This window comes from Pseudoalteromonas sp. Z9A4 (genome assembly GCF_011378845.1).
Taxonomy (GTDB): Bacteria; Pseudomonadota; Gammaproteobacteria; order Enterobacterales; family Alteromonadaceae; genus Pseudoalteromonas; species Pseudoalteromonas arctica.
This window is the reverse complement of record NZ_WTLA01000002.1, coordinates 69,561-82,815: the sequence shown is the minus strand read 5'-3', so window position 1 is coordinate 82,815 and position 13,255 is coordinate 69,561. Positions and strand designations below refer to the sequence as shown.

At 39.5% G+C, this 13,255-nt stretch carries 10 protein-coding genes; 2 read left to right on the top strand and 8 right to left on the bottom strand.

Features of this window, described 5'->3' with window-relative positions; translation table 11 throughout:
* Nucleotides 1-15: 15 nt before the first annotated feature.
* Entirely contained in the window at nt 16-2,250 is a 2,235-nt protein-coding gene (locus GQR54_RS02015; protein WP_166376393.1) for an ABC transporter permease subunit, read from the bottom strand.
* Nucleotides 2,251-2,630: 380 nt separating this feature from the next.
* Between GQR54_RS02015 and GQR54_RS02010 the strand changes: the two genes are divergently transcribed.
* On the top strand, nt 2,631-3,137 hold the full coding sequence (locus GQR54_RS02010) for an ACT domain-containing protein (protein ID WP_007586460.1): 507 nt from the start codon (nt 2,631-2,633) through the stop codon (nt 3,135-3,137).
* 176 nt (nt 3,138-3,313) lie between these two features.
* On the opposite strand, the gene GQR54_RS02005 is transcribed toward GQR54_RS02010, so the two are convergent.
* The 7 genes from GQR54_RS02005 to GQR54_RS01975 form a co-directional block, all read right to left on the bottom strand.
* Entirely contained in the window at nt 3,314-3,769 is a 456-nt protein-coding gene (locus GQR54_RS02005) for a hypothetical protein (protein ID WP_166376392.1), read from the bottom strand.
* 200 nt (nt 3,770-3,969) lie between these two features.
* The gene (locus GQR54_RS02000) at nt 3,970-7,089 is read right to left on the bottom strand and encodes an efflux RND transporter permease subunit (protein ID WP_166376391.1); all 3,120 of its coding nucleotides are present in this window, start codon (nt 7,087-7,089) and stop codon (nt 3,970-3,972) included.
* A gap of 8 nt (nt 7,090-7,097) precedes the next feature.
* Nucleotides 7,098-8,639, bottom strand: a complete 1,542-nt coding sequence (locus GQR54_RS01995; protein WP_166376390.1) for an efflux RND transporter periplasmic adaptor subunit — start codon at nt 8,637-8,639, stop codon at nt 7,098-7,100.
* On the bottom strand, nt 8,629-9,996 hold the full coding sequence (locus GQR54_RS01990) for a TolC family protein (protein WP_166376389.1): 1,368 nt from the start codon (nt 9,994-9,996) through the stop codon (nt 8,629-8,631). Before GQR54_RS01990 ends, GQR54_RS01995 begins: the two co-directional genes overlap by 11 nt.
* Before the next feature lie 114 nt (nt 9,997-10,110).
* Nucleotides 10,111-10,473, bottom strand: coding sequence for a hypothetical protein (locus tag GQR54_RS01985; protein WP_308304262.1), 363 nt, complete (start codon nt 10,471-10,473; stop codon nt 10,111-10,113).
* A 94-nt stretch (nt 10,474-10,567) separates the two neighbouring features.
* Complete coding sequence (locus GQR54_RS01980) at nt 10,568-11,182, bottom strand: paraquat-inducible protein A (protein ID WP_166376388.1); 615 nt, start codon at nt 11,180-11,182, stop codon at nt 10,568-10,570.
* 2 nt (nt 11,183-11,184) lie between these two features.
* A complete protein-coding gene (locus GQR54_RS01975) occupies nt 11,185-12,450 on the bottom strand; it encodes an HDOD domain-containing protein (RefSeq protein WP_166376525.1) in 1,266 nt (421 codons plus the stop codon).
* A gap of 191 nt (nt 12,451-12,641) precedes the next feature.
* On the opposite strand from GQR54_RS01975, the gene GQR54_RS01970 reads away from it, so the two are divergent.
* Nucleotides 12,642-13,208, top strand: a complete 567-nt coding sequence (locus tag GQR54_RS01970; RefSeq protein ID WP_166376387.1) for an alkylphosphonate utilization protein — start codon at nt 12,642-12,644, stop codon at nt 13,206-13,208.
* The last annotated feature ends 47 nt before the right edge of the window (nt 13,209-13,255 follow it).

Genomic DNA, 13,255 nt, shown 5'->3' with positions numbered 1-13,255 from the left:
GTCGTGTCTCTCCGCTTACATTGAGCTGTATTTTTCACGCAGTTGCTGGCGAACAAACTCAGCGACTGTGTTAAAAATGAATGTGAATATGAATAATACAAAGGCCGCTAAGAATAATATTCTATAGTGCGAACTACCTACTTCTGACTCTGGCATTTCAACTGCAATATTTGCTGCAAGCGTACGCATACCTTGGAAAATGCTCCAATCCATAATCGGTGTATTACCGGTTGCCATAAGTACAATCATGGTTTCACCAACTGCTCGGCCAAGTCCCATCATTACCGCAGAGAAAATACCTGGGCTTGCTGTTAGTAATACAACACGTATTAGTGTTTGCCACTGCGTTGCACCTAATGCTAATGAGCCATTTGATAAATGCTTTGGAACACTAAATACCGCGTCTTCTGCAATTGAGAATATAGTAGGAATAACCGCAAAGCCCATCGCAATACCTACAACAAGCGAGTTACGTTGATCGAATGTCATACCTAGCTCATTTGTTAAGTACTGACGTACATTGCCGTCAAACATCCAAAGTTCAACAAATTCGCTCATAGCAAACGAAAACCAACCAATAAGTAAAACGACCGGAATAAGGATGATTGAATGCGAACCATCAGGAATTCTATGGCGTATTTTTGTTGGTAATTTAGTCCAGGCTAAACCTGTCGCTAACATACCTAAAGGTAATAATATGAGTAACCCAACAATGGCAGGTAAGTGCTCTTCTATTAATGGGGCTAACCAAAGACCCGCTAAAAAACCTAAAATAACGGTTGGTAATGCTTCCATTATTTCAACGGTAGGCTTAACCACTTTACGTAATTTGCTCGACATAAAGTATGCCGTGTAAATAGCCGCCGAAAGCGCGATTGGTACGGCAAACAACATCGCATAAAGTGCTGCTTTTAATGTACCGAACGAAATTGGCACAAGTGAAAACTTAGATTCAAAGTCATCACTGGCTGATGTTGACTGCCAAATATAACCTGGCTCTGGGTAACCTTCGTACCACACTTCTTGCCAAAGTGCTGACCAAGTAACTTCTGGGTGCTCGTTATGAATGTCTAATACTGTTAGCTTATTATCCGCTAAAATTAACGCAGCATTTGAACGTGGTGCAATTGCAAAGTTTTCTATTGCGCCTTCACTTACTTTCCCCTGCCAAAGTTTTGCTTCGCTGGTTGTGTAGTACACGCCTAGCTCACCATTATTGCCGGTAGTAAAAAAAGTACGACGGTAAAACTCAGTAAATACATTTAATTTACTTTGCTTAGTTGTTTCAAATGAGCGAATTTTTTGATATTCACGGCCTGTGTCAGTGTTTACTTCAAACCACTGCGAAACCTCACCGTTATCATTAGCAAGCATGAGTGAATTTGCGCCCGCTAGCAGTTGTGCAGATACAATATTTGCATTTTCTTCGTTAGCCGAAAGCAACTGAATTTGCTCTACATCACTTGGGTCACGTGTATCGTATACATACACTTGATTAGCAGAACGTACAAAAGTACGTGTTGTATCTGGCGACATTAATAACTCGTCTACACGTCCATTAACATCAAGTTCTGTACGCTCAACAACCCACTCTACTTCACCGGTAAACATATTCTCTTCAGCAATAAAGCTGCTAAATAATACACGCTTATCTTCTGTAAGAGCTACAACCGCTGTTTTGTCTTCATAGTGACTAAATGCAAAGCGTTTAATAGCTGCACCTTGTTCATCTACTTCTAAAGCCATTTCCCCTAGAGGAAAACCTAAGCGAGGTGTTAATTTACGCTCGTTATTTGGAAAGGTAACTAAAAATTTAGGTGCAACAACCATTACGGTGCCATCTTCTAAACCAAACGCATAATGCCCTTGAAAAGGCGCGCTTGTTGCAAAGCTTGTTGCATCACTTGGTAAATCTGCATTAAGTGTTTTGAGTTTTTTACCAAAACTACCTGACTCAACACTGTAAAAATCAACCTGACCCTGCTGACTTAGTAAATAAGCTACTTCAGTTTGCTCTTCTACGCCTAAACCTACTATTTGCTGTGAATTAGCAACATGAAAGCTATCGCGCTTTTCTACTTTTGCTGATTCAAAAATTGGCTGTACTACATAAAGAAGGTAAAAGAATATTAATAGCAGCGCTACCAATACCATTATCCCACCTGCGGTTATCCCAAATTTAGCAAACCGATCTTTAAATAGACGGCTTCGATCCGTATTAAAAGTCGGCTTATTCGGATTTGAAGTCATCAAAACACCCTTAAATCTTAACGTTGCATAAATTATATTTCATCAAGATGACAGTAATGTTACAGCAGTAATAATAAGCACTCTAAAACAGCTTTAAATAAAACTAACGAGGGAAAAGTCTAAATTAGCTTCAAATAGGTGATTTATAAGTGAACTAAATTATAAAATAATTGGACAAAGTATTTATCGAGGTCAATACTAAAAGAGTACTTAGTAAATAATAATGACTATTAATACTGCGTATAGTCAACACAACTATATTCATTTTTTTAATTTATAATCAAAGATTTATAAAAAGTGCAACAACACACAATTTAAATTAGACAGCATACTTAATGCCTATGCATTTACTTTCTTTGGGCTTAAAAAGAGAATTATTTATGAAGCAGTTGGTTATAACTATTTTAGGGAAAGATCGCCCTGGTTTAGTAGAGAGCATCTCATCAGTCGTATTACAAAATCATGGCAACTGGCTTAGTAGTAACTTAAGCCATTTATTAGGTCATTTTGCAGGTATTATTCAACTTGAAGTTGCTGAGGAGCATTTTCAATCATTACAAAGTGCTTTAAATAAGTTACCTAAGTTAGACGTACGTATTGAAACTGGAAACACAGAGATTGAACCATCAACACTAGAGCAAATTAATCTAGTTATAACAGGTAACGACCGTCCTGGTATTGTTCAAGAACTGGCAAGTGTAATACGTCATAAAGGCGCTAATATTACTCACTTAAATTCAAGACAACAAAGTGCACCTAATTGGGGAGTGCCTATTTTTAGCGCTGTTGCTACCGTTACTTTGCCAAATGGTATGGATAAAGACGAAGTTATTGAAGCATTGGAATCAATTACAAGTGATTTAATTGTAGATACGGAAGAAGTTTAACCTCCATTTATGCGTGCCATACAACTGACACGCATACCACTTTAGTCCATCAAAATGCTCTGCAGATTATTTAACACAGACATAAAATAAGCCGATGCAAGCATCAGCTATTTTAAATAATCACCTTAAAGCTAATAAGAGCGAGATAAACTCAGTAATCCCGCTCTTTTATAAAGCTACATATCCATATGACGATTAGTACTTTGCATCATTTGCTTTATACCTTGCTTTTCAAGCTCTAGTATTTGTTGAAGCTTTTCTTGCCCACTTTCGGTTTCGGCGCGTTCAAGTAAGTATTCATATAACTCAATCACTTTTTGATGTTGCTGTGCTAAATAGCCTTGAATGACTTCTTCATCGAATTGCTGATCTTTACTAATGTCTTCAAAAGTAATTAGCTCAGGATTTTTAGCAAAGTATTCATAACTGTACGTATCGAGCGTATTTATTTCAGTTATCGCTTTAAACCCGACTAAATCTTCGGCGAGTTTTTTTTCGTAATCTAGGTAGTAGTCCACCAGCATTGCATTATGTTCATCGAGTAAGTCCTTTACGCTATAAAAATTAGCCGCCATTTGCGTATGAAACAAAACGGTCCAATCGTATACCTCTTTAATTGTTTTAACTTGCATGTGCATTCCTTACTTAGTTGACTGTATAGGTAATACACTGCGTAAAGCGTGCCAATTAAAAAGCTATTTAAAAACAGTTAGTTAATTTAAATATTAATAATAACTAGCTCTTTAACAGAACAACTTACAAATTATAGGTAATTTTTATAGAGCAATGCGTGGGTAGTAACGGCATTGCTCTATAGTCTTGTTGTTTTATATTATTTAAGTCCTTGTTTGCGCCACAGCAAGTAAACCGCAGGAATAACAAGTAAGGTGAGTACAATTGCACTGCCCATACCGCCAACCATAGGCGCTGCTATTCGGCTCATTACTTCGCTTCCGGTGCCCGTGCCATAAAGTACAGGTAATAAACCTATAATAATGGTCGCGACAGTCATCATAACCGGGCGTACTCGAAGCCCTGCTCCTTCAATGATAGCTTGCTGTAATTGCACTAAGCTAAGCGGTTTTCCGGCTTGCTCTGCTTCGAGGCACTTTTCTTGATAGGCTTGGTTTAAATACACCAACATAATGACCCCAATTTCTACCGCTACCCCAGCTAAGGCAATAAAGCCTACACCTACTGCAACTGAAAAGTTAAAGCCCTCTAAATACATTAGCCATACGCCACCAATCATTGCCAGTGGCAACGTAGCCATAATAATAGTGACCTCAGCAAAGCTTCTAAAATTAAGGTAAAGCAATACAATAATAATCGCTAATGTAAGTGGTAATACATAAATCAGTTTGTCTTTAGCGCGCTGCATGTATTCATACTGCCCAGCCCACGTAATTGAGTAGCCAGCAGGTAGTATTAGGTCTTTATCGAGTACTTGCTGAGCGTGATCAACGTAAGTACCAATATCAACGCCATCTATATCAATAAAACTCCAACCGTTTAAACGTGCATTTTCGCTTTTTATACCAGGCGGTCCATCTTCAATAAATACATCGGCTACATCACCAAGTGCTATACGCTGCCCTGTAGGCGTTACAATAGGTAACAACATTAACTCTTCTGGCGAGTCTCTGTATGCTTGCGGATAACGTAAATTAACAGGGTAACGCTCTTGCCCTTCTACCGTTTGTGTTACGTTTGTACCACCTATTGCAGTAGATACAACTTGCTGTACGTCGCTAATGTTTAAGCTATAACGCGCGGCTTTTTCACGATTTATATCTACTTTTATATAACGTCCACCGGCTACTCGCTCTGAGTAAACCGATGCGGTGCCTTGCACATCTTTTAAAAGCACTTCTATTTGCTGACCAATTTTTTGAATTTCACTCAACTTTGGTCCCGCAACTTTAATGCCCACGGGAGTTTTAATACCGGTTGCGAGCATATCAATACGTGTTTTAATTGGCATTACCCACGCATTAGTTAGCCCCGGAAACTTAACCAAACCGTCGAGTTCTTTTTTAAGTTTTTCAAGAGTCATACCCTCGCGCCATTCGTCTTTTGGTTTTAACTGAATGAACGTCTCTATCATTGTAAGCGGCGCAGGATCTGTTGCAGTTTCTGCTCGCCCAACTTTACCAAATACCGTTTTAACCTCGGGTACTGTGGCAATTAACTTGTCGGTTTGCTGTAGGATTTCGCGCGCTTTACCTACCGATAAACCTGGATACGTTGTGGGCATATACATTAAATCGCCCTCATCGAGTGGCGGAATAAATTCACTGCCTATTTTGTTTACCGGGTAAAAGCCAATAACAGAAACAACCACCGCGAGTACCAATGTCATTTTTGGAAATTTAAGCACCCAGTTAAGTAGTGGACGATACGCTGCGACGAGTAATCGGTTAACTGGATTTTTTTGCTCCGAAATGACTTTACCTCTAATAAAGTAACCCATTAATACCGGCACTAAGGTAATCGCAAGCCCAGCAGACGCTGCCATAGCATAGGTTTTAGTGTAAGCCAGTGGCGCAAACATACGCCCTTCTTGCGCTTCTAAAATAAATACCGGCATAAAACTGACGGTAATAATTAATAAACTAAAAAATAATGCAGGACCCACTTCACTCGCCGATTTAGCCACAACTTCCCAGCGGTTTTCGTTGGTAAGGGGCGTTTTTTCCATATGTTTATGCATATTTTCAATCATGACGATAGCGCCATCGGTCATTGCGCCTATCGCTATTGCAATTCCTCCTAAAGACATAATGTTGGCGTTAATCCCCTGCCAATACATAATTATAAATGCCGTTAAAATTCCAAGCGGTAACGTAATAATCGCCACCAGCGATGAGCGCACATGAAACAAAAACACCACACACACTAAGGCAACTACAATAAGCTCTTCAATTAGCTTACTTGTTAAATTATCTACCGCGTTATTTATTAAGTTGGAGCGATCGTACACAGGGACTATTTCAACGCCTTCTGGCAATCCCTTTTTAAGCGATTCTAATTTTGCTTTTACAAGCTCAATGGTTTTTTGTGCATTTTCGCCATAGCGCATAATAACAATGCCGCCGGTTACCTCGCCTTCACCATTCAGTTCTGCAATACCACGGCGCATTTGCGGTCCGACTCTAATATCGGCTACATCACGTAATTGCAGCGCAGTACCGTTAGCGTTTATACCAAGCGGAATAGCTTCCAAGTCGGCAACACTCTTAATGTAGCCTGTGCTTGTTACCATGTATTCTGCTTCAGCCATTTCAACTACTGAGGCGCCCATCTCTTGGTTGCCTTGTTGAATAGCGGTTTGAATGAGGCTAAGCGGAATACCATATGCGCGTAATTTATCGGGCTCTACATTGACTTGGTATTGCTTAACCATGCCACCAACAGCAGCCACTTCAGATACACCGGGCACAGTTTGTAGCTCAAACTTTAAAAACCAATCTTGTAAGCTTCGTAGCTGACTAATATCGTGTTTATTTGTTTTATCAATTAGTGCGTATAAGTAAATCCAACCTACGCCTGTTGCATCAGGGCCAAGCTCTGGCGTAGCGCTATCGGGTAATCTACTTGCTACTTGGCTTAGGTATTCTTGTACTCGGCTACGCGCCCAATACAAATCGGTTTTTTCGTCAAAAATAACGTAAACGTACGAGTCTCCAAAAAACGAAAAACCCCTTACAGTTTGTGCACCCGGCACAGAAAGCATTGCTGTGGTGAGCGGAAATGTAACTTGGTCTTGCACTACTTGCGGCGCTTGCCCCGGGTAAGTGGTTTTTATAATGACCTGAACATCAGATAAGTCAGGCAAGGCATCCACGGGAGTATTTTTTACCGCAAACAATCCTCCACCCAATAAAATTAATGTAAGCAACAACACAAAAAAGCGATTGCTAACAGACCAGCGAATAATGGCTGTTATCATAATGGCTCCTAGTGAGAACTATGTTGCATAGTAGAATGATCAATCGGCTCTGCGTTTTGCGCTTTAGTAATTACAAATTCATCGTTAATAATGCTAAAAGTAAAATTAATATACTGGGCATTTTCAAACTGACTAATATCAATATCTGGCGCTAATACAAAGTCCATTGTGGCGGGTTCTCGATTCCATTTTTCAATGGCTTCTCGGCTAATATTAATAATGCGATTTTGTATGTCTATGGCGTTAATAGTGCCGTTAACCGTGGCGCTTTGTGGCTGCATATCCATGTTCATATTTGAGTCTGAACCAGAATCCGAGCTGATACCAGAACTAGGTATTTCCATTCGTTTAAAGTCAGAGCTTTTACTCGACTCAGAGTCTATTAAAAATTGTGCTGAGGTCACTACCGTGTCACCTGTCATTACGCCTGACAAAATGACCGCTTCATTACTATTAATTTGCCCAACTTCAACTTCTACCGATTTAAAACGACCCTCACCTAATGCAATAACCACACGATTTTGATGCTGCGTGCGAATTACCGCTTCTTTAGGGACTGTAAATTGCGCCTTACTCGCTTTAACGTGAATGCTCACTTGTGCAAACATATTTGGTTTTAACCGATGATCTGCATTTTCAAACCTGAGCCTTACACGCAGAGTCCGGTTTTTAGCATCAAGCGCGGGGTAAATGTAATCAACCTTACCTTCCCACTTTTGACCTTTTAAGTAATCAAGCGTCATCGTTACAGGTAAACCAACGCTCACTTGTTCTGATTGGCGCTCGAACACTTCCGCCTCTACCCATATTTCATCTAGCTGGGCAATGCTCATCATTGATGTACCTGGTTTAACATAAAAGCCTTCTCGTACTGTTAGCTCATCTACCACACCACTTTGCTTTGCGTAAAAAGTTATATTTTGCATTATCTTTTTATTTTTTTGTAAGCGCTCGATAAATCCATCAGACACATTTAACGACTCTAAACGCGCCTTTGCAGCGCGAATTAACACGGTATTATTACGATTAACTGCCAATAAAAGCTCTTCCTGTGCGTTCACCAATTGTGGTGAATACAATGTATATAAAGGCTCACCGGCTTTAACTTCTGCGCCTTGTGCTTTAACATATAAACTTTCAATCCAGCCTTCTACACGCGGATGAATGTGAATAAGTTGGTCTTGGTTATACTGCACATAACCCACAGTATTTATATCGCTGTGAAGTGTTTTAAGCTCTACTTTGGCAGTTCTTACACCAAAGTTATTAACGACTGCAGGCGAAATAGTTACAGCACCTGGTCCATCCTGAGCGTTGCTAGCGTTTTCATACACAGGTACTAAATCCATTCCCATTGGCGAAAGCCCTGGCGCGTCACGCCTGTAATTACTATCCATAGGGGCTACCCAATATAAGGGCTGTTTGTCAGCGCTTTGTTGTTCATTCATTGCCGAGTTGCTAGGTGAAAACTGCATTACTAAGCCGCCTATTAACCCAAAGGCGCCTGCGCCAACTAAGGCGGCAACAAGTAACTTTAAATTAGTATTCATTGTGTAATTCTCCAGTTTGCTCGCTCATTACTTGGGGGTCTAAGCTACTTGCATAATAATTTAGGCGGGCGGTAATAATATGTTGATCTACTTGAATATTCAGTGCATCAATTTTGGCGTTAAGTTCACTAATACGCGCGCGCATCACGTCAGAAAAATCCCCGTCGTCGCGTGTATAAGCATTTAGTGTTGCCTGAGATTGCTCTGACATTTGCGGTAATAACGTATTTTGATAAAGCGCATCGCGTTTTTGCAAACGAGCGAGTTGGCTAAACTCCTTAAAGTACATGCCTTTGAGTTTTTGAAGCGCCACCAGCTTTTGTGTTTTAATAGCTTCTGCACTCGCAATAGCCGATTTAACTTGTTGATCTTGTCTGTTATCAGTAAACAATGGCAAATCAATGCTAAATCCTACAGAGAGTAAATCAGCTCGCGACTCACCCATCGGGGTATCATCTCGGTAACCATAACCCACATTAACGCCCATCTGAGGTTTGTAGCTTTGCTTAGCGAGTGCAACTTCGGTTTGCTTTGCCGTTACGGTTTTATCTATCGCAATAATTGCGGGATGCGCCATAAGCAACTGTATTAGCTCATTAAATTCAAGGCTCGCAAAATCAACCAGCCCTGCGGTTTTAGTAAACTCAGTATTTAAAGGCTGCATAAGCATATTTATAGGTAACCACTGTGCTAAACGGTTTTTAGCACTTTCAAATTGCTGCTCAAGCATAACCAGCTTATCTTCAAGACGGGTGAGTTCTAATTGCGCACGAATAATATCTTGCTGACGTGTTTTACCTAAGGTGCTTGCGTAGCTTGCTTCGGTAATGTCAATAAGTTGAGTAAATAGCCCTTTATCTTGCTCAATTAAAGCAATACTTCGCTGAGCACGATACGCGTTTAACCACGACTCAATCACAATTGCTTTTACTTGTGCTAAGCGATCGGCGCGCTGCCAAGGGTATTGTTGAGCAGACTGTGCTAATGCTTTTTGTCTAAGCGCTAAACTATTCCCTCGGCTAAACTTTTGGCTCAAATCAACTTTAAGCTGCGTCATCCCTTCTTGATCAAACGCATAACCGTTAGTAGGTAAGTTGAGTAAGCCAACCGTTAAAACAGGATCGGGTAAGGTGCCAGCGGCAATGCTTTGCGCTATTGCTGCATCTTCTTGGTAGCCACTCGCTTTTAGCCATGGCTCATACGTTAGCGCATAATTAAGCGCTTGCGTTAAGCTAAGCGTTTGCTCATTACTAGTTTGCTTTAGTATTTCGGTATTTAGGTTATTTTGCGCATTAACAGCGGTGCTAAATAACACAACACTACATAATACGACTTTAATACTTACAGCGTGGTTCATCACCGGCTCCATCTAAAAAATAAAAGAAAATCTTAAATTAGGAAGCAAAAAAGGTGTTTTAGGAGTTACCAATAAGCGGGGTTACCGCAATTTTTACATACACCTATCCTGCTATTAAGCAGACATAGGAGGGCGGTAGAGTGAACGAGGTATATTAATTTGTGTAGTAAATACACGTACATTTACTTTTTCAGATTCAAGTAAAGTAACGCTAAATAAAGTATCAACATTAAGCATTGAGTTAGCAGCGCAGCCACTCATAGGGCATTTACAGTCATTTTGTGGCGTACTTTCGTCGTCGCAACAATCCATCTGCATCATATTTTCAGACATGCTAACGACAGCTGTTGCATCACTACTTTGTATCATTGGCATTTGGGCATGCGTTGCTGTTTTAGTTGGCATATGTGGCATTTCGCATACCATAGCTACAGACGCAACTGCCTGACCCACAAAAGTGAGCAGTAAAGTTATCATGAGTAAACTAGAGTAAAAACGTTGCAACATTATGCCTTTTAATAAACTTTAAAATGATTGTAAGGTAACCTAACGGCAACCACAAATACTTTAATTATGTAGACTGCGGTTTAGCAGGTGTTTTAATTAAGTTACTCGCGATAATTGCAAATATACAATATGCGCTAAAATACCAAAACCCTTCACCAAATCGTGCATTCATAACAAGTAGCTCACCACTTTTACCATGGGCGTTACCTGCTAAGTAAGTCACTATTAATGCAATAACAAATACATCAACCATGCTCCACTTACTTAATGCACAAATAACCAGACCGAGCTTTTGCTTAAACCCATTCAAAGGTAGGCAACAATAAAGCAATTGTAATAGCAGCTTCAAGCTTGGAATAACAATAGAAAACAAACCCACTAAAGCGGCTACAAATAAATTATTATTGCTAGCAAGCTCTTTAACTGTGCCTAAAATACTTTGTGTTTTGTTATAGGCGCTAATCTCGCCTTCTAACTTATCAAGCCCTAGCATGTTCGAGAACATCATTAGCATACTGCGAGTTCGACCATCGCCCTCTTCAGCCAGCATTTCAATACCCGCTTGCGCTAGTTTTGATTTATCTATGTTGCCCTCTATTGTTAATACTGGTTTTGTAATACCAGGAAACAATAAACAAAGAGCAACCACTACACTTATAACCGACAACCAATTACGCATATTTATTCTGCAATAGCCTCTAAAACTTCATCACTATAAAGCATTGCATCTAAAGTGAAACTATAAACATCTTCTACTGTTAAATCAGAGTTCATTTTTAATACTATGGGCTTTAATTGGCTATATTCTTTTTTCTCAATAAGCCTAACTAACTTTAGGCACTCACCTAAGCTGCCTTTTGAAAAAAGAAGAGCGTCTGTAATAATTGAATCGAAGGTAAACTCTTTAATTATTATACTTAACTCGGCATCTAAAATAGCGTCTAGTACTGAAAATAGTCCGACTAAGTAACCTTGCTGACTTAAATTCTTATCTACTTTCTTTAATATTAGCAACATTGATTGCGCGCGCATCAAAGCTAACTTTGTTAATTCCGACGGTTTCTCGAGCCCAAGCTCACTGAGCGCTAATACTCGAACAAATTGCCTAATTGTATCCTCACCTAAATAAACCACAGCTTGAGGGATAGAAGTAATATGTAAATTAGCATTACCAATACGAAAATTAGCCAGCTTTAAAATTCTAGCAGTAATTGCTACATCCTTAGCTACGCGCTGATGTACCTCTTCAAAGCAAAGGTGCTCTTTCGCAGTACAACGTAAAAGCTCAAATACAGTAACTTTAGATGGTTCAATACCACTGTAAACGACCATTTCTGGTCGAGCAAAAAAATATCCTTGGAAGTAATCACATCCTGAACCTTCAAGCACCTTAAATTGTTCATAAGTTTCTATTCGTTCAACAATGATTTTTATGTCTGGGAACTCGCACTTTAACTCTTTAATACGTACATTTGTTTTTTCGATAGGAGCATCAATTTCAAGTTTTACATAAGTAACAAGCTTTAGTAAAGGAAGCCATTTAACGTCGCCATCATAATCATCTAAAGCAAATACATAGCCATCCTTTTTTAAGTCTTTCACTCTTTGGGCAATCAAACTAATATTACTTGCCCTTTCAACTATTTCTATCACCGTATCGGCCGGGTTGAGTAACTTAGGAAAGTCATTTAGCAAAGCATCCGTAGATAAATTAATAAAAGCGCGCTGCTTAGCAGTTAGCTTCTCAAAATCCACAAGCATTAAGGTATTGAAAAAAAGTCGACTAGTTGCCTGCTCATCTGAAATATTTATAGGATATACATTTTCTTCAGAATCTCTGTAAAGCAATTCATATGCAAAAAGCTCTTTTTTAATATTAAGAATAGGCTGTCTGGCAACATGATGCTTTAGTAACTTGTCTTCGTGAACTTTACTCGATGGTTTCAATGATACAACCTCTTTAAATACATTAACCAAACCTAGTCGATAACTATAGTAGTAGATCTACGTATAGACAAAATTGAAATATTTAAATTATGCATATACCCACACAAAATTAAGGGACTAATGGCACAGAGCTCGTGTTTTGGAGTATAATAGCAGCAAATGTTAACTCGACCAGAACCAGAAAGAGCCCCATGAGTATTGAAAAAGCCTTAATCGAACGTAGTAATAATCAATGTGAATTGTGTGCAGCCACCGAGAACTTATCTGTTTATGAAGTACCACCGGTAACTGAAACCCACTCAGATAAATGTATTTACACGTGTCAAACATGTAAAGATCAAATCGAGAATAACAGCGAAATAACGCCTACACATTGGCACTGTTTAAACGATAGCATGTGGAGCCAAACTCCTGCAGTACAAGTTGTAGCTTACAGAATGCTTTCGCGTTTAGCGCCTGATAATGGCTGGGCACAAGATGCGCTAGACATGATTTACCTTGAAGAAGACACGCTAACCTGGGCTAAAAAATCACTTGCTGAAGATGACGATTTAAAGCATGTAGATAGCAACGGTGTAGTACTTCAAGCAGGCGATACTGTTACCCTAATTAAAGACTTAGACGTTAAAGGCAGTAGCCTTACCGCTAAACGTGGAACAGCTGTTCGTAATATTGGCCTAACCAGCAACCCTGAACATATTGAAGGGCGAGTTGACGGCCAGCGCATTGTTATTTTAACTAAGTTTGTTAAAAAATAATCGTTTGTTTTTAATTATTAAAGGCGCTAATGCGCCTTTTTTTATGT

Coding starts and splice junctions, on each gene's coding strand:
- GQR54_RS02015 (WP_166376393.1), bottom strand. CDS start 2,250: ATGACTTCAAATCCGAATAAGCCGACTTTTAATACGGATCGAAGCCGT.
- GQR54_RS01980 (WP_166376388.1), bottom strand. CDS start 11,182: ATGCGTAATTGGTTGTCGGTTATAAGTGTAGTGGTTGCTCTTTGTTTA.
- GQR54_RS02000 (WP_166376391.1), bottom strand. CDS start 7,089: ATGATAACAGCCATTATTCGCTGGTCTGTTAGCAATCGCTTTTTTGTG.
- GQR54_RS01990 (WP_166376389.1), bottom strand. CDS start 9,996: ATGAACCACGCTGTAAGTATTAAAGTCGTATTATGTAGTGTTGTGTTA.
- GQR54_RS02010 (WP_007586460.1), top strand. CDS start 2,631: ATGAAGCAGTTGGTTATAACTATTTTAGGGAAAGATCGCCCTGGTTTA.
- GQR54_RS02005 (WP_166376392.1), bottom strand. CDS start 3,769: ATGCAAGTTAAAACAATTAAAGAGGTATACGATTGGACCGTTTTGTTT.
- GQR54_RS01970 (WP_166376387.1), top strand. CDS start 12,642: ATGAGTATTGAAAAAGCCTTAATCGAACGTAGTAATAATCAATGTGAA.
- GQR54_RS01995 (WP_166376390.1), bottom strand. CDS start 8,639: ATGAATACTAATTTAAAGTTACTTGTTGCCGCCTTAGTTGGCGCAGGC.
- GQR54_RS01985 (WP_308304262.1), bottom strand. CDS start 10,473: ATGATAACTTTACTGCTCACTTTTGTGGGTCAGGCAGTTGCGTCTGTA.